The 15717-nt window shown below is 65.9% G+C and carries 15 protein-coding genes; 10 read left to right on the top strand and 5 right to left on the bottom strand.

The genetic code is table 11. From position 1 onward, the window contains the following. Positions 1-9: 9 nt before the first annotated feature. Positions 10-1008: a phosphate uptake regulator PhoU gene (locus HMUK_RS08590; RefSeq protein WP_015762750.1), complete on the bottom strand. Its 999-nt coding sequence runs from the start codon at positions 1006-1008 to the stop codon at positions 10-12. A gap of 302 nt (positions 1009-1310) precedes the next feature. Here HMUK_RS08590 and HMUK_RS08585 point away from each other — a divergent pair, with 302 nt between their 5' ends. From HMUK_RS08585 to phoU (HMUK_RS08555), 7 genes are all read left to right on the top strand, one after another. Next, a complete protein-coding gene (locus HMUK_RS08585) occupies positions 1311-2309 on the top strand; it encodes a PstS family phosphate ABC transporter substrate-binding protein (RefSeq protein ID WP_015762749.1) in 999 nt (332 codons plus the stop codon). Between the two features lie 51 nt (positions 2310-2360). Continuing rightward, a complete protein-coding gene (gene pstC, locus HMUK_RS08580) occupies positions 2361-3293 on the top strand; it encodes a phosphate ABC transporter permease subunit PstC (protein WP_015762748.1) in 933 nt (310 codons plus the stop codon). A gap of 25 nt (positions 3294-3318) precedes the next feature. Further along, the gene (gene pstA / locus HMUK_RS08575; protein WP_015762747.1) at positions 3319-5016 is read left to right on the top strand and encodes a phosphate ABC transporter permease PstA; all 1698 of its coding nucleotides are present in this window, start codon (positions 3319-3321) and stop codon (positions 5014-5016) included. 6 nt (positions 5017-5022) lie between these two features. After that, a complete protein-coding gene (gene pstB / locus HMUK_RS08570; RefSeq protein WP_015762746.1) occupies positions 5023-5916 on the top strand; it encodes a phosphate ABC transporter ATP-binding protein PstB in 894 nt (297 codons plus the stop codon). A 9-nt stretch (positions 5917-5925) separates the two neighbouring features. Further along, positions 5926-6594: an HAD family hydrolase gene (locus HMUK_RS08565; RefSeq protein ID WP_015762745.1), complete on the top strand. Its 669-nt coding sequence runs from the start codon at positions 5926-5928 to the stop codon at positions 6592-6594. Between the two features lie 22 nt (positions 6595-6616). Then, positions 6617-7285 carry a phosphate signaling complex protein PhoU gene (phoU, locus tag HMUK_RS08560; RefSeq protein WP_015762744.1) on the top strand — a complete coding sequence of 223 codons (669 nt, stop codon included), beginning with the start codon at positions 6617-6619 and terminating at the stop codon, positions 7283-7285. A gap of 283 nt (positions 7286-7568) precedes the next feature. After that, positions 7569-8249, top strand: coding sequence for a phosphate signaling complex protein PhoU (gene phoU, locus HMUK_RS08555; RefSeq protein WP_015762743.1), 681 nt, complete (start codon positions 7569-7571; stop codon positions 8247-8249). Here the strand turns inward: phoU (HMUK_RS08555) and radB are convergent. Both radB and HMUK_RS08545 read right to left on the bottom strand, forming a co-directional pair. After that, positions 8246-8953: a DNA repair and recombination protein RadB gene (radB, locus tag HMUK_RS08550; RefSeq protein WP_015762742.1), complete on the bottom strand. Its 708-nt coding sequence runs from the start codon at positions 8951-8953 to the stop codon at positions 8246-8248. The two genes, phoU (HMUK_RS08555) and radB, sit on opposite strands and share 4 nt — an antisense overlap. Positions 8954-8977: 24 nt before the next feature. Beyond that, positions 8978-9829, bottom strand: coding sequence for a hypothetical protein (locus tag HMUK_RS08545; protein ID WP_015762741.1), 852 nt, complete (start codon positions 9827-9829; stop codon positions 8978-8980). A gap of 59 nt (positions 9830-9888) precedes the next feature. On the opposite strand from HMUK_RS08545, the gene HMUK_RS08540 reads away from it, so the two are divergent. Both HMUK_RS08540 and HMUK_RS08535 read left to right on the top strand, forming a co-directional pair. Beyond that, positions 9889-10635, top strand: coding sequence for a hypothetical protein (locus HMUK_RS08540; RefSeq protein WP_015762740.1), 747 nt, complete (start codon positions 9889-9891; stop codon positions 10633-10635). Between the two features lie 53 nt (positions 10636-10688). Beyond that, on the top strand, positions 10689-10976 hold the full coding sequence (locus HMUK_RS08535; RefSeq protein WP_015762739.1) for a hypothetical protein: 288 nt from the start codon (positions 10689-10691) through the stop codon (positions 10974-10976). A 4-nt stretch (positions 10977-10980) separates the two neighbouring features. On the opposite strand, the gene larC is transcribed toward HMUK_RS08535, so the two are convergent. Both larC and HMUK_RS08525 read right to left on the bottom strand, forming a co-directional pair. Next, positions 10981-12288, bottom strand: a complete 1308-nt coding sequence (gene larC, locus HMUK_RS08530; protein WP_015762738.1) for a nickel pincer cofactor biosynthesis protein LarC — start codon at positions 12286-12288, stop codon at positions 10981-10983. 46 nt (positions 12289-12334) lie between these two features. Beyond that, the gene (locus HMUK_RS08525) at positions 12335-12748 is read right to left on the bottom strand and encodes a universal stress protein (RefSeq protein WP_015762737.1); all 414 of its coding nucleotides are present in this window, start codon (positions 12746-12748) and stop codon (positions 12335-12337) included. Positions 12749-12963: 215 nt separating this feature from the next. Here HMUK_RS08525 and HMUK_RS08520 point away from each other — a divergent pair, with 215 nt between their 5' ends. Next, positions 12964-15186 carry a CDC48 family AAA ATPase gene (locus tag HMUK_RS08520; RefSeq protein WP_015762736.1) on the top strand — a complete coding sequence of 741 codons (2223 nt, stop codon included), beginning with the start codon at positions 12964-12966 and terminating at the stop codon, positions 15184-15186. The last annotated feature ends 531 nt before the right edge of the window (positions 15187-15717 follow it).

Below are 15717 nucleotides of genomic sequence, written 5' to 3'. Positions count from 1 at the left end.
GCGGCCGTATCAGGGACGCGGTGCGGCCTTCTGGAGTGCGCTCTCGGCGATGTTCCCGCCGTAGTCGGCGGTCCGGGACAGCGAGTCGACGACCAGCCCGAGCACCTGAGCGCTCTGGGGGTCGGCCTCTCGGACCTGCTCGTCGACCTCGCGGGCCATCGCGTCGACGTCCTCGATGGTGCCACGGGCCTGGTTGGCCTGCTCGACCGCCGCTTCGGAGTCGTCGGCCAGCAGCGCCTCCATCGCGGTCTCGGGCACGGTCGCGGCCTCCTCGCGGAGCGTCCGGAGCTTCTCGCCGGTCTCGCCGCTGATGGCGTCGATCTCGCGGGACAGCTCGGCGATCTTCGTCGCGTGGTCGGCGATGCGCTCCAGCTGGCGAGCGCTGGACTGGTAGTCGAAGACGGTCTCTCGGGGGAACCCGATCTCGGTCGCCGCCGTCGGGTTCCGTAGCACCGTCCGGAACACGCGCGAGACCATGTACCAGAGACGGTCCACGTCCTCGTCGCGGTGGATCACGTCGGCCGCGAGGTCGTCGTCGTCCTCGACAAGGGCGTCGACGGCGTCTGCGAGCATCGTCAGCGAGACCAGCTGCATCCGCGTGATGGCGTTGTGGACCGACAGCTCCGAGGAGTCCAGCAGGTCCTGCAGGACGACTCGATCGGAGGTCTCTTCGATCACTTCCAGCCCCACGAGCCCCTGGACGGCGTCGCGGACCACGCGGCGCTGTTTCGGCGAAATTCGGGGCGTCTCGAGAGTGATCACGTCGAAGCCGCTCACGTACATCGTCATCACCGCGCGGGTGAGCTCGTGGTCCTCGTCGAGACCGCTGATGTCGAGCGTCCCCTCGACGCGCCCGTTCTCGCGCCGGGGCGAGAGCAGGAGGAGGTCCTCTTCGGCGTGAAACTCCACGACGCTCCCGGCGCTCACGTCGTTTTCGGTCGCCCATTCTTTGGGAAGCGAGACGGTGTACGTCGATCCACCCGTCACCTGCACCTTTCGCGTCTCCATAGGTGCCCCTCGCAGCCAGAGCAACATAAACCCACATGGAACTATATAGCGACAACAATACGAGACGTGTCGAGGGTAACAAACGATTTCTCGACCGAAAGCGATCGATTAGGAGCCCGCTCGGGAGTGATATCGGGCGCTCGACGAATCCCGAGAAACCATCTGTGTGGCTGCCTCGGGATGGTTTCGGCCGATTCAAATACCACTGATGATCTATACCAAACGTACTTCTATATAGACTACGTACAGTTTGGTACTCTTCATAGTAGAGTACTTATTCACCCCTGAGTACGCTTCAGACGATGACACGGGACCCCAACAGGGACGTTTCGCGTCGGAGATTTATCGCCGGTGGGTTGGCCGGGGTGACGGCGCTGTCGGGTTGTGTCCAGAACACGCGTCGGGACGCGTGGGGCGGCGGTTCCGGTGGCGACGGTGGTGGCGGCGACGGTCTCTCCGGGCAGGTCATCGTGAAAGGGAGCAGCACTGTCTTTCCGATCTCCGACACCATGGCCGAGGAGTTCATGGAGGAACACGGGAACGTCAACGTCACCGTCGACCCGACCGGGAGCGGTGGCGGCTTCGAAAACTGGTTCTGTGCCGGCGACTCCGACATCAACGGCTCGTCACGGCCGATCACGGACGCTGAGGTCGACCAGTGTGCGACCAACGACGTGGAACCGGTCGAGTTCCAGGTGGCGGGCGACGCGCTGACGGCGGCCGTCAACAACGACGCCGAGTGGGTCGAGTGCATGAGCTTCGAGGAGTTGCGACAGATCTGGAGCGACAACGACGTGACCCGCTGGTCGGACGTACGCGAGGACTGGCCCGACCGGAAACTCGAACTCTACGGTCCGGCCTCGACCTCCGGGACCTTCGACTGGTTCAACGAGCACGTCGTCGGCGAGGAGATCGAGCACACGACCGACTACCAGCCGACCGAAGAAGACGAGACGATCGTCCGGGGGATCCGCGACAACGGAGGCGGCATGGGATACTTCGGCTACGCGTACTACAGTTCGAACTCGGAGGCCGTCAAGGCGATCGACATCAAGGCCGAGGCCGGAGACAAGTGTACGCCGCCGAGCCTCCCGAACGCCAAGGACGGCTCCTACCCGATGGCGCGGCCGCTCTTTCTCTACGTCGCCGAGTCGGCGCTCCAGCGCGAGGAAGTGTACGAGTACGTCCGGTACTACCTCGAACAGGCCGAAACCGACGTGGTTCAGGACATCGGCTACGTCCCGTCCAGCGCCGAGCAACGCGACGAGAACCTCGCCAAGCTCGAAGAGGTCGCTGGATAGAACAGTGCTGTATCAGGACATACACATGGAGCACACACGGGAGCGAACACGATGAGCGCCGAGACGCCCGAACCGGATATCACGTCCAGACCACGCGGGCGTGCGGCGCGCGAACGGATGTACCGGTACCTCCTGTTGCTGTGTGCGGCGCTGTCGATTCTCGTGACGATCAGCATCGTCGTGTTGCTCGCGCGGGACGCGATCACCTTCTTCACGCTCGTGAACCCGCTCGACTTCTTCGGCGGGACGGAGTTTCTCCTCAGCCGCGACGTCTACGGGCTGCTCCCGCTGTTGAGTGGCACCCTGCTGGTGACGGTGATCGCCGCGCTGATCGCACTGCCGACCGGCGTCGCGGCGGCGGTGTATCTCAGCGAGTACGCCAGCGACCGGATGCGCTCGGTGCTCAAGCCCGGTCTGGAAGTCCTCGCGGGGATTCCGACCGTCGTCTACGGGATCTTCGCGCTCGTCTACGTGACGCCGTTCCTGGCGACGATCGGCCTGCCCGTCAACACCTTCAACATCCTCAGCCCGTCGATCATGGTCGGGATCATGATCGTCCCGATGGTGTCCAGCCTGAGCGAAGACGCCATGAGCGCCGTCCCGGACTCGCTGCGGCGGGCCGGCTACGGGATGGGAGCGACGAAGTTCGAGGTGACTACCGGCGTGGTCTTGCCCGCGGCGGCGTCGGGGATCTTCTCCTCGTTCATCCTCGCGCTGTCGCGAGCCATCGGCGAGACGATGATCGTCGTCGTCGCGGCCGGCAGTCAGCCCCGGATGCTGAACCTCGCGGAGCCGCTCCAGAACCTCTGGCAGGGGTTCCAGCCGATGACGGCCGCGATGGTCCAGATCAACAGCGCCGACAGCGTCAGTCAGCTCGGTTTCAGCAGCATGTTCGCGATCGGGCTGACGCTGTTTGCGATCACGTTCCTGCTGAACCTCGTGAGCAACCGAATCGCAGCCCGATACCGGGAGGAGTACGAATGAACGACACAACGATGGGTGAGCACTGATGGCGACGACGGAACCGGACGTCGACTGGCACGGCGGCGACAGCTCGGTCAACCACCTCCGCGGGCGAGCGTTCGAGGCCGCCTGCCTCGCGGCGACCGCGTTCGGGCTCGTCTCCGTGTTGCTCCTCTTGCTGTTCGTCGCCAACGACGCTTTCAGACCGCTCTCGGCCGACAGCGGGTGGCTCCTCACCTACGCCGCGACCGTGCTGGTCCCGCTGGCCGCGCTCGCGGTGTACTACTACCGGCTCGACGAACCGGCCGGCGAGGTCGCGTACGTGACCAGCGGCCTCCCCGTGGTCGGCGTCTTGCTCACGGGCGGGTTCGCGGTCATGTTCATCGAGTTGCTCTCGATCCTCGAGTGGTTCGCGCTGGTGACCTCGCTGGTCGCGGCCGGCGGCCTGATCGTCGCCCACGGACGCCTGCGACCCGACGCGGCCCTCGAACGCCTCGTCGTGCTGTTTGGCGCGCCGATCGTGACGGTCCTGGGGACTCCGCCGGCCCAGTTCAACTGGCTCGTCACCGACCTGGCGGCGGCGCTGGGCGTCGACTTCGGGCTGTACCACCGCGTGATCAGTCTGCGAGAAGTGCTGTTGCGCTTGCCGTACGTGCCCACCAACTGGCTGTTGCTCCTCGGGACGCTGGTCGCGCCACTCGCCGTGGCCGGCGGCGTGTTCGTCGCCCGGCGTCGCGACTCTCGCCGGGCCGGCGTCGCGGTCGTCGGGGCGACACTCGTCGGCGCGCTGGCGGGACTCGTCACCGGCCCGGCGCTCGGGATCGGCTACGGCGGCTGGATGCTGCTGGTCGCGTTCGTCGCGCTGCCGGTCGGCATCTACGTCGAAGGCGTCGTGGGCCGCCGTGAGGGCGTGCGCGGACTGGCCTTCCCGGTCACCGCCGTCCTCGGGGTGGCCGTCGGCAGCGTCGTCGTGGAGGCCGCCGGTTTCGCCGGTCCCGACTCCTGGATCGACTGGGGGTTCCTGACCAGCGCGACCTCGCGGACCGCCGCCGACGCCGGGATCTACCCCGCGATGGTCGGCTCGGTGATGATGATCATCGTGATCGTCCTGGCGACGTTCCCCGTCGGCGTCGGTGCGGCGATCTATCTGGAAGAGTACGCTCCCTCCGAGGGGCCGATGGGCAAGTTCGTCACGCTCGTCGAGATCAACATCGGGAACCTGGCCGGCGTCCCCTCGGTCGTCTACGGCCTGCTGGGACTGGCACTGTTCATCCGGATCGTCCAGTGGCCCCAGGGCTCGATCGTCGTCGCCGGCCTCGCAGTCGGTCTGTTGATCCTGCCGATCGTCATCATCTCCTCACAGGAGGCGATCCGCTCGGTGCCCGACTCGTTCCGACAGGCCTCCTACGGGATGGGTGCGACCCGCTGGCAGACGATCCGTCAGGTCGTCCTGCCCGAAGCTCTGCCGGGAATTCTCACCGGGACGATCCTGGCGCTCGGGCGCGCGATCGGCGAGACGGCACCGCTGCTGATGATCGGGGCGGCGGCGTCGGTGCGACTCGCCCCGAACGGCTTCTTCGACGTGGCGGGTATGATGCCCCGACAGATCTACAGCTGGTCGAGCGAACTGGAGCCGGCGTTTCGCCACGGCGTCCTCGCCGCTGGCGTGATCACGCTACTCGCGGTGTTGCTGGTGATGAACGCGACTGCGATCGTCATCCGCAACCGGTATCAACGAGAGTGACAATCCATGACACAGAACGAGATGACGAGCGACGACAGTACCGATCCCGCTGCCGTTGGGACCACTGCCACCCCGGATCCGTCGGGTGAGCCACTCGTCGACCAGTCGATCGAGGTCGACGGCACCGACGGCGGTGCCCAGCCCGGCCGAGACACCGTCATCGAGGCCCGAGACCTGAACGTCTTCTACGGCGACGTACAGGCCCTACAGGGCATCACGATGTCGATCCCCGAGAATCAGGTGACGGCGATGATCGGCCCCTCGGGCTGTGGGAAGTCCACGTTCCTGCGCTCGATCAACCGGATGAACGACCTCATCGACGCCGCCAGGGTCGAGGGCGAGCTCTACTTCGAGGGCAAGAACATCTACGACGACGACGTTGACCCGGTCGCACTGCGCCGCCGGATCGGGATGGTGTTCCAGCACCCCAACCCCTTCCCCAAGAGCATCTACGACAACGTCGCCTACGGCCTGCGGATCCAGGACGAGACCGAGAACTTAGACCAGAAGGTCGAGACGGCGCTCAAGCGAGCGGCGCTGTGGGACGAGGTCGAGGACCAACTCGACAAGTCAGCGCTCGACCTCTCGGGTGGGCAACAACAGCGCCTCTGTATCGCGCGGGCCATCGCGGTCGACCCCGACGTGATCCTCATGGACGAACCGGCGTCGGCGCTGGACCCGATCGCCACCTCGAAGATCGAAGATCTCATCGAGGAACTGGCAGAAGAGTTTACTGTCGTCATCGTCACGCACAACATGCAACAGGCCGCCCGGATCTCGGACAAGACCGCCGTCTTCCTCACCGGCGGCGAACTCGTCGAGTTCGGCGACACGCAGTCGATCTTCGAGAACCCGGAGCACCAGCGCGTCGAGGACTACATCACCGGCAAGTTCGGATAACGCCGACGAATGGCACCAGCGTACGACGCGGTCGTCTTCGACAACGACGGAGTTCTCATCGAACCGACCGACAGAGGACGGTTGGCCCGGGCAGTAAGCGACACCTTCGCCGAGTTCGACGTGACGGTCGACGAGGCGCGCGCCCGCGAGATGGTCGCCGCCGGTGCCGTACCCGACGGCGACTTCGAACGCGAGTACGGGATCGACCCCGCACGGTTCTGGGAGCGGCGCGAAGCCATCGCCAGCGAGTACCAGCGCCAGGCGATTCGAAGCGGTGAGAAAGCACTGTACGACGACAGCGACGCAGTGACAGCCCTGCCCCACAGGACCGGCCTCGTCAGCAACAACCAGCACGCGACGATCGAGTTCATCCTCGACCACCACGACCTCGGGAGACACTTCGAGACCGCGTACGGACGCGTCCCCACAATAGAAGGCGCGAGACGCAGGAAGCCGGACCCAAGCTACATCGAGGCGGCGCTCGACGACCTCGGCACGCGATCGGCGCTGTACGTCGGCGACAGCGAGAAAGACGTGGTCGCTGCCCAGCGGGCCGGGATCGACTCGGCGTTCCTCCGGCGTGACCACCGCGCCGACCTCGATCTCTCGGCGACGCCGACCTACGAGGTCGCAGACCTCTACGAACTGGCCGACCGACTGGGCGTCCGGATCGAGTGAGCTACCGATCGAACGGAGACACATGACACGAGATCGCTACGAAACCGAGCTCGAAACGCTGAAAGAGGGCGTCACGTCGATGGCGACGCTGGTCGTCGAGCGCCTCCGCGAGGCGGCACGCGCCTACGAGGACGGCGACGAGGACGGCGGCCGGGAGATCGCCGAGCGCGACGACGAGGTCAACGAGCTGTATCTCGAACTCGAAAGCGAGTGTATCGATCTGCTGGCGCTCCAACAGCCCGTGGCCGGCGATCTCAGATTCGTCGTCGCGACGTTCAAGATTCTCACCGATCTGGAGCGAATCGCCGACCTCGCCGCCAACATCGGCCGGTACGCCGGGACGCCCGGACGCGACCGCCTCACCGTCGTCCCGATCGCCGACATCGCCGAGATGGCCAGCAGCCAGGTGGCCGACGCGATCGCGGCCTACGTCGAGGAGGACCCAGAGCAGTGTCGGACGGTCGTGGCCGACGATACGGACCTCGACCAGCGCTGTGAGGCCGCGGCCGACGACCTCGTGCGATACCTGGCGACGTACGACGCGGCCGGCGACGAGCACGAGGCGCTGCTGGCAGACACCAAGCAGTTTCTCCTGACCGTCCGCGACCTCGAACGGGTCGGCGACCACGCCGTCAACATCGCTGCCCGGACCTTCTACATGATCGAGAGCGACGACGAACTGATCTACTGATACGACCGGCTGTCCATCTGTGAGGGATTTCGCCGCTCCGGAGTGGCGAATCTCGTCACGACGTGACAGCCGGCAGCACGAGACGGACGGTGACTGATACGGAAAGTTGTAGGTCTTTACCAGATCGACCGCACGCCGTCGTGCGGTCGACTGGGTAAACGCCTACAACCGTCCGTATGAGCAACGACGAGCGTCCGTGTAGACCGGCGTCCGGAAGCGACGTGGACAGTCGACGGTTGGGCGAAGGGAAAGCCTGATACGGATGTCCGGCGCAAGACCGTGCATGCCACGCGAATCGTATCAAGAACGCCTCGAAGAGCTTCGGGAAGACGTACTCTACATGTCCGAAGTCGTCCTGGAGCGGTTCCGCGTCGGACTCGACGCGCTCGAACAGAAAGACGAGGAACTGGCCTGGGAAGTCATCGAGGGCGACGACGAGATCAACCAGATGTACCTCGAACTCGAACAGGACTGTGTCGACCTGCTGGCGCTCCAACAGCCCGTCGCCGGTGACCTGCGCTTTATCGCCGCCTCGTTCAAGATCATCACCGACCTCGAACGCGTCGCCGATCTGGCGACCAACCTCGGCGAGTACACGCTCACCGCCGACCGGGACATGTTCCCCGAGGTCGACATTCAGGGCATCGCCGACCACACCCTGGAGATGATCGAGGACGCGATGGCGGGGTACCGCGACGAGGACACCGACGCCTGCTACCAGATCGCCGAACGCGACGACGAGATCGACGAACGCTGTGAAGACGCCTCCGAGGCGGTCGTCCGCGACCTCATCGAGCGCGAGGTCGGCGACGGTGCCGACGAAACGGAGATCGAACAGCTGATGAACGACGTGTCGCGTCTCCTGTTGACGATTCGAGACCTCGAACGGGTCGGAGATCACGCCGTCAACATCGCCGCCCGGACGCTGTACATGGTCGAGAACGACGACGAACTGATCTACTAATCGAGCGAACGGTCCTGTCCGCCGGCCAGACCGGCCTCGGTGATCCGGAACTGGGCGGTGTCGCCCGCGGCCTTGGCGCGGTGTTTCTCCAGTGTCGCTCTCCGATTCCCGCCCCGGAACCGATCGAGTCGGAGGATCGCGCCGGACCAGTGGTTCAGCGTGTGGCCGCCCAGGGCACGGGTGCCGTCGCTGTCCGGATCCGCGAAGACCTGGTTGGTGACGGCGACGGCCAGATCGTGCTTGCGGGCAAGCGAGAGCAGGTGCGTGATCTGGCGGGCCACGTCCCGCAGCGCCTCGCCGCCGTCGCCGTCGTCCCGTTCGAGCCGGTAGAAGCCGGTCGCGCTGTCGAGGACGATCAGCTCGACCTGCGAGGCCAGCTCTGCGGCGTCCTGGACGGCGACCTCCTGGTCCTCGAAGTCGAGCGCCTCGGAGACGACGATTCGTTCGGCCAGGGCCGCGAGCGTCTCGTCGGTCTCGCTGGCGCGTGCGCCAGCGATCTGCTCCATCCGGTCGGCCGACAGCCCCTCCGTGTCGATGTACAGCGCCGAGTCACCGGCGGCCGCCACCTCGACCGCGCCACTGAGCGCGAGGTTCGTCTTGCCCGCTGCTGGTGGGCCGTAGATCTGGGTGACCGCGCCGCGCTCGAACCCGCCACCGAGCAGGTCGTCGATCTCCGCGCAGCCGGTCGAAACGTACTCACTCACGGACGAGACTACGCCGAGCCCCGTCTAAACGCTGGCGACCTCGGACCGGCCGAGGTATCGACTGAGGATGCCCTCGACGGCGTCGGGGTCGTCCAGGTCGTCCAGCGCGAAGCGAACGTCGACGCGACGGGGGCGGTGGCAGACGAGTGCGTCGTCGGTCCGCGTGTAGCCGTCGAAGTGACTCCACTCGTAGAAGCGTCGGAAGCCGCCCCGTTCGACGGTGATGCCGGCCGGCGTCACCGCGTAGTCCTGTGACTGGCCGTAGCCCGTGATCGCGGCCCCGATCGCAACCAGAAACTGGCCCGGGAACCAGAACTGTCCGCCGACCGCGAGACCGCCGGCGAAAGTCACGACACCGGCGAGCATCGACACGGCAGCGAGCCATTCGACGCGGCGCTTGGCGGCAGCAGGCCAGCCAGCAGTCCACTCGCCATCAACGTCAACGGCGTCGAGGAGCGTTTTGACGTAGCGGCTGCGAGCCATCACCGCCAGCAGCAATCCTGCGAGGGCGGCGAACAGACCGAGGAAGAATCCCACCATCGCGATCCCGCCGATACGTGAGAGGGTGGTGAACGAACCGACGATGAGACCGAGCGCTGGAAGCGAGAGAAACCACCGAAGGCGACTGTTGCCCAGTCTGACGGCAGCGCCATCGAGGCGACCGAGCGCCCAGGTGACGACCGCGACGAGGAGGAGGCCCGCGATCAGGAAGACGCCATAGAGCGCCGCAGCGTCCGAGAAGCCGACAGTGACGGCACCGAACAGCACGAGCGGGACGACCAGCAGTGCGACGTACAGGCCGACGACGAGCCGAAACTGCGGATCGGGCGGTTCGAACGGGAGGGCGGGGGCCGAGCGTGGGGCGGCGTTGGACATACCATCCGGTTGCTCGCCCGGCAGTAAATACTTGCAGGGGCCACGACAACCTCCGAACAGTGATCGTCGTCGCAACGGAGGACTTCGAAGTGTATCACGGGGTGGTCGGGGAGCTACGGGACCGCGGGCTGACTTTCACGACGGTCGAGCCCGGCGACCAACTGCCCGACGGGACGGCGGTCGTCGTGACGGCGGCCGACGAGTCCCACGACCCGGGTGGCGTCGACGTGGTCCGGGCCGATCCAGAAAACCCGCGCCGGGCCGTCGACGAGGTGGCCGCGCTCCTGCGGGGCGGCGACGGGAAACTGATCGTCGGTATCGACCCCGGTGACCGGCCGGGCATCGCCGTGTGCTCGGGCGAGATGATCGTCGCCGCGTTTCAGGTGCCGGCCGATCGGGTCGCCGAGGCCGTCCACGAGGAGCTGGCCGAAGCGGTCGACCCGCTCGTCCGGATCGGCGACGGCGCGCGACTGCTGGGAGCGCGGATCATCGACGACCTCGGCGACGTGACCGTCGAACTGGTCGACGAGACCGGGACGACGCCACACCTCGGAACGGGAACCCGCGGCATGGGAGACGTGCTCGCGGCGGTCAACATCGCCCGTATCGAGGGCGAGGAGATCGAGTCCCGCGAGATCGATCCCACGGCGGGCGAACTCAAGCGCATCAAGGAGCGTTCCCGAGAGGCCAGCGAGACGAACCGGGCCATCGGCGAGGCGCTGGCCCGCCGTGTCGCAGACGGGCAGTTGACGATCGAGGAGGCGCTGGCCGAGCACCGCGACGACGGTGACACCAACGACGCGTGACCGGTCGGCGACGACCCGAAATCCATTTTGCACGCCCGCAAGCTCATCGAACCATGCGCCCTCCACTCGGTGCGACGCTCGCGTACGCGGCCAAACGGAAACTGCTCGTCCTCTACGGCGTCGTCTTCGTGGGACTGGCCCTCCGGAACTGGAACGTGCTCGAACCGCTGTCCATCGTCGTCGCCCTGCTGCCACGCTTCCTCCAGCGCCCGCTGCTGAGCGTCTCGGGCTTCCTGACCGAGATCGCCGGCTTCCTGCTCGTGGCCGTCGGGGCGGTCGCGATCACGAAGACGGTCCTGGACGACTCGCTGGCGACCGACCGTCAGCGCGCAGATCCCTGACCAGTTACCGGAGGGCGTCTTCGGCCCGCCGAAGCACCTCGCGGACGGGCAGTCCGGTCTCGTCGGCGACCCCCGCGGCGTCGTCGTACTCGCCGCTCACGTCGAAGACGGTGCCCTCGCTGTCGGTGGCGACCTTCACGTCGATCTCGTAGGCGTCGCCGTCGATCTCGACGGTGGCGGTGACGATCTCGCGGTCGGCGATCCAGCGGTGGCCGGCACCGTGGGCCCGAACGCCCAGCGTTCCCGTCTCCTCGGCGAGTCGGCGCGCGACGCGCTCGCTGTCTGCCGGCTTGCAGACCACCTTGACGAGGTGGCCCGGTCGTGACTTCTTCATCGTGGCCGGGAGGATCGACACGTCTCGCGCCCCCGCGTCCTGTAGTCGTTCCTGCAAGCTACCCAGTACCTCCGGCGTCGTATCGTCGAGGTTCGTCTCCAGGACGGTGATCTCGTCGCGCCGGAGCCCGCCGCCACCGTCGCCGACGATCGACCGCAGGACGTTCGGTCGATTCTCGAAGTCGTACCCCCCAGCGCCGTAGCCAGACGCCTCGACGGCGAGTTCCGGCAGCGCGTCGACGCCGTCGGCGACGTGTGCGAGGATGCTCGCACCGGTCGGCGTCAGCAACTCGGCGTCGACGGGTCCGCCAGCGAGCGACCAGTCGGCCCGCTCGGCGATCTCGACGACGGCGGGGCCGGGAACGGGGTAGGTCCCGTGGCTCATCTCGACGGTGCCACCGCCCGCGGACAGCGGCGTCGTGACGACGCGTTCGACGCCGAGGTCGTCCAGCAGGAGACAGACGCCGACCACGTCGGCGATGGCGTCGTCGGCCCCGACCTCGTGGAAGTGCATCTCGTCGAGGGTCGTGTCGTGGACCGCGGCTTCGGCCTCGCCCAGAATCTCGAAGATCGCCAGCGCGTCGCGCTCGACGCCGTCGGGGAGGGTCATCTCCCCGACGATCTCGCGGACCTCGCCCAGCGAGCGAGACGGACCGTGTCCCTCGGCGGCAGTACCGCCGTGAGTGTGATCGTGACTGTCGTCCGCGTGGTCGTGGCTGTGGTCGTGTTTCGGTACCTTCGAGGGCATCTGGGAGTCCTCGTCGGTCCCGTCCGTCCGAGTCTCGTCTGCGTCGGTCAACACGACGGCGACGCTCGTCGCACCGATCCCGCGTTCGACCGTCTCGGAGACGTCGTACCGGATCGGGAGGGCGTCCTCGACGGGGGCGAGGGCGTCTCGATCGGCACCGACGGCCAGGAGGGCAGCGAGCAGCATGTCGCCGCTGGCACCCATCCGGCCGTCGAAAGCGAGTGTTCGCATACTCGTGGCGTCGGTGCGCCAAAAGAAAAGTACCGCGAAGCGCCGATCAGCCGCGGACGACGTGTACGTCGTACTCCTCGTCAGTGCCATCACCGACCGGCACGACGACCGACTCCTCGTCGTCGCTCCCGACGAACAGGACGGTCGCGTCCACGTCGCTGGCGGTCTGGCGGACTTCCTCGGAGGAGCCGCCCGCGGGAGAGTGGGCGCTCACGTCGGTGTAGCGCAGTTCCGTGTCGTCGGTCGCCTCCTCGATCTTGCGTTCGAGGTCCTGCGTGACCGTCTCGAAGGGGAACTCGTCGTCGGGGTCGACCCACTGACGACGCTCGGCGTAGCTGTTACCAGTCGGGATGTAGCTGACGGCGACGACGTCGCGATCCAGTGGCGTACCGTACTCGACTGCGCGTTCGAGTGCTGCACGGGCCGGCGACGATCCGTCGTACGGGACGAGAAACACCATAGTCGCGGCTTTCTCGGCCAGCCCTATGAAAGCTACCACCACGGCAAAGTGTGACATGCGGAGGTTCAACCGACGGACTGTGGCGGCGTCGGTAGCGCGGCCGTGGCAGTGTGACACATGATAACATAAGTACCTACCGGACGGACAGGGGACCGCCGGTAGCATAAAGCATATCTCCGGTCACGACTGAAATCAGGTATCCCCGCAGACTAACTATGAACGAGGTTCAACTGGAGGTCGCGAAAGCGTACCCGAACGACTCGGGGCGCGGTATCGCTCGCCTGGATCCGGACACGCTCTTGCATCTCAAGCTCTCGCCCGGCGACATCATCGAGATCGAGGGAAGTGAGACCACCGCCGCGAAAGTGTGGCGTGCGGATCGACAGGACTGGAACACCGACACGGTGCGCATCGACGGTTTCACGCGACAGAACGCCGACGTGGGCATCGGCGAACGCGTGACGATCCGCAAGGCCGACGCCGAGAAGGCCGACAAGCTCGTGCTGGCTCCGCCGGAGGAAGCCAGCGTACAGTTCGGCTCGGACGCGGCCGGCATGGTCAAGCGCCAGATCCTCAAGCGCCCGGTCGTCGAGCGCGACATCGTCCCCGTAATGTCCAGTACGAACCACCCGTTCATGCGCTCGCCGGGCCAGGCGATCCCGCTGATCGCCGTCGAGACCGAGCCGGAGGGCGTCTGTCTCATCACCGAGGACACGGACGTGGAGTTGCGCGAAGAGCCCATCAGCGGCTTCGAGAAGACCGGCGGCGGCATCACCTACGAGGACATCGGCGGCCTCTCCAGTGAGATCCAGCGGGTCCGCGAAATGGTCGAGTTGCCGATGAAACACCCCCAGATCTTCAAGAAGCTCGGCATCGAGCCGCCACAGGGGGTGTTGCTCCACGGTCCACCGGGTACGGGCAAGACCCTGCTCGCGAAGGCCGTCGCCAACGAGACCTCCGCCAGTTTCTTTTCTATTGCCGGTCCGGAGATCATCTCGAAGTACTACGGCGAGTCCGAACAGCAACTCAGGGAGATCTTCGAGGACGCCAGCGAGGAGGCTCCCTCGATCATCTTCATCGACGAGCTAGACTCGATCGCGCCCAAGCGCGAGGACGTGACCGGCGAGGTCGAGCGCCGCGTCGTCGCCCAGCTGCTGACGATGATGGACGGTCTCGAATCACGCGGCCAGGTCATCGTCATCGCCGCGACCAACCGCGTCGACAGCGTCGACCCGGCACTGCGCCGGCCGGGCCGGTTCGACCGCGAGATCGAGATCGGCGTCCCCGACGAGGTCGGCCGCGAGGAGATCCTCCAGATCCACACCCGCGGGATGCCTCTCTCGGACGACGTGGCCCTCTCGAATCTGGCGACCGAGACCCACGGCTTCGTCGGTGCCGACATCGAGAGCCTGACCAAAGAGGCCGCGATGAAGGCGCTGCGTCGGTACCTCCCCGAGATCGACTTAGACGAGGAGGACATCCCGCCGAGCCTGATCGACCGCATGATCATCAAACGGGAGGACTTCCGCGGGGCCCTCAACGAGGTGAGTCCCAGCGCCATGCGGGAGGTGCTGGTCGAGCTCCCGAAGATCTCCTGGGACGACGTGGGCGGTCTCGACGACGCCAAAGAGCAGGTCCAGGAGTCCGTCGAGTGGCCGATGAACAGCCCGGAGAAGTTCGAGCGCATGGGCGTCTCACCGCCATCTGGCGTCCTGCTGTACGGGCCGCCGGGGACCGGAAAGACCCTGATGGCCAAAGCCGTCGCCAACGAGACTGACGCCAACTTCATCTCGGTGCGGGGACCACAGCTCCTCTCGAAGTGGGTCGGCGAGTCGGAGAAGGCGATCCGTCAGACCTTCCGGAAGGCCCGGCAGGTCGCACCGACGGTGATCTTCTTCGACGAACTCGACTCCCTCGCACCGGGACGTGGCGGCGAGACCGGGAGCAACGTTTCCGAACGCGTCGTCAACCAGCTGCTGACCGAACTCGACGGGCTCGAAGAGATGGAAGAGGTGATGGTGATCGGCGCGACCAACCGGCCGGACATGATCGATCCGGCACTGATCCGCTCGGGTCGGTTCGACCGGCTGGTGATGGTCGGCGAACCCGGTATCGAGGGCCGCGAGCAGATCCTCAAGATCCACACCGACGACACGCCGCTGTCGCCGGACGTGAGCCTGCGCGAACTCGCGGAGATGACCGACGGCTACGTCGGCTCCGACCTGGAGTCGATCGGCCGCGAGGCCGCCATCGAGGCGCTGCGCGAGGACGACGACGCCGAGATGGTCGAGATGAGGCACTTCCGGCAGGCCATGGAGAACGTGCGCCCGACGATCACCGACGACATCCGCGACTACTACGAGCAGATGCAAGACGAATTCAAGGGCGGCGGCGAACCCCAGCAGACCCGCGGTGGCGGCCGCATCGGCTTCCAGTAGACCACCTTTTTCGGCTGCGGGTTCGCGCGGTGCGCGAACCACTTGCGCAAAAACGTGGTCTCACTGAGCGAAGCGAAGTGAGGCTCGGGAGAGCGAGCTCTCCCGGTGGTGAAAAAGGCCGGACTCGCTTCGCTCGTCCGGTGAATTGCGCGACCTGCCGGGTCCTTCGGACCACTCGGTCGCGCGAATGCCGCCCAACACAACAGGTAGTCCGCCCATTGGTCATCTCCAGTGGGCGTCCTGGTCAATTCATCCCCGCCTCACGACGGATGGAGACATGGTCACTGTACGTTGGGCTATACCTCCGATACATCAGTACAGGTACAAACTTGGGACGGGGGAACGATCCTGGCTGGGAAAAGCTACGAGATGAGTTCTCAGATACGCTCACAGAGACATCAGACCACCCAGATTACGGCCACCTGCAGTTTATCATAGCTGTTAGTATCAGCTAGTCTATTGCACACTATTATCCGGAAATCGTAGAATTCTAATGTAGTCGAAGCGGGTTGTAAATATGTTTGGTGTAAA

This window comes from Halomicrobium mukohataei DSM 12286 (assembly GCF_000023965.1).
Lineage (GTDB): Archaea > Halobacteriota > Halobacteria > Halobacteriales > Haloarculaceae > Halomicrobium > Halomicrobium mukohataei.
The sequence above is the reverse complement of the archived record's forward strand: the minus strand, read 5'-3'. Positions and strand labels throughout refer to the sequence as shown.

What these genes read in the sequence shown, in the direction of transcription:
- HMUK_RS08590 (WP_015762750.1), bottom strand. Translation starts at nt 1,008, where the DNA reads ATGGAGACGCGAAAGGTGCAGGTGACGGGTGGATCGACGTACACCGTC.
- HMUK_RS08585 (WP_015762749.1), top strand. Translation starts at nt 1,311, where the DNA reads ATGACACGGGACCCCAACAGGGACGTTTCGCGTCGGAGATTTATCGCC.
- pstC (WP_015762748.1), top strand. Translation starts at nt 2,361, where the DNA reads ATGAGCGCCGAGACGCCCGAACCGGATATCACGTCCAGACCACGCGGG.
- pstA (WP_015762747.1), top strand. Translation starts at nt 3,319, where the DNA reads ATGGCGACGACGGAACCGGACGTCGACTGGCACGGCGGCGACAGCTCG.
- pstB (WP_015762746.1), top strand. Translation starts at nt 5,023, where the DNA reads ATGACACAGAACGAGATGACGAGCGACGACAGTACCGATCCCGCTGCC.
- HMUK_RS08565 (WP_015762745.1), top strand. Translation starts at nt 5,926, where the DNA reads ATGGCACCAGCGTACGACGCGGTCGTCTTCGACAACGACGGAGTTCTC.
- phoU (WP_015762744.1), top strand. Translation starts at nt 6,617, where the DNA reads ATGACACGAGATCGCTACGAAACCGAGCTCGAAACGCTGAAAGAGGGC.
- phoU (WP_015762743.1), top strand. Translation starts at nt 7,569, where the DNA reads ATGCCACGCGAATCGTATCAAGAACGCCTCGAAGAGCTTCGGGAAGAC.
- HMUK_RS08545 (WP_015762741.1), bottom strand. Translation starts at nt 9,829, where the DNA reads ATGTCCAACGCCGCCCCACGCTCGGCCCCCGCCCTCCCGTTCGAACCG.
- HMUK_RS08535 (WP_015762739.1), top strand. Translation starts at nt 10,689, where the DNA reads ATGCGCCCTCCACTCGGTGCGACGCTCGCGTACGCGGCCAAACGGAAA.
- larC (WP_015762738.1), bottom strand. Translation starts at nt 12,288, where the DNA reads ATGCGAACACTCGCTTTCGACGGCCGGATGGGTGCCAGCGGCGACATG.
- HMUK_RS08525 (WP_015762737.1), bottom strand. Translation starts at nt 12,748, where the DNA reads ATGGTGTTTCTCGTCCCGTACGACGGATCGTCGCCGGCCCGTGCAGCA.
- HMUK_RS08520 (WP_015762736.1), top strand. Translation starts at nt 12,964, where the DNA reads ATGAACGAGGTTCAACTGGAGGTCGCGAAAGCGTACCCGAACGACTCG.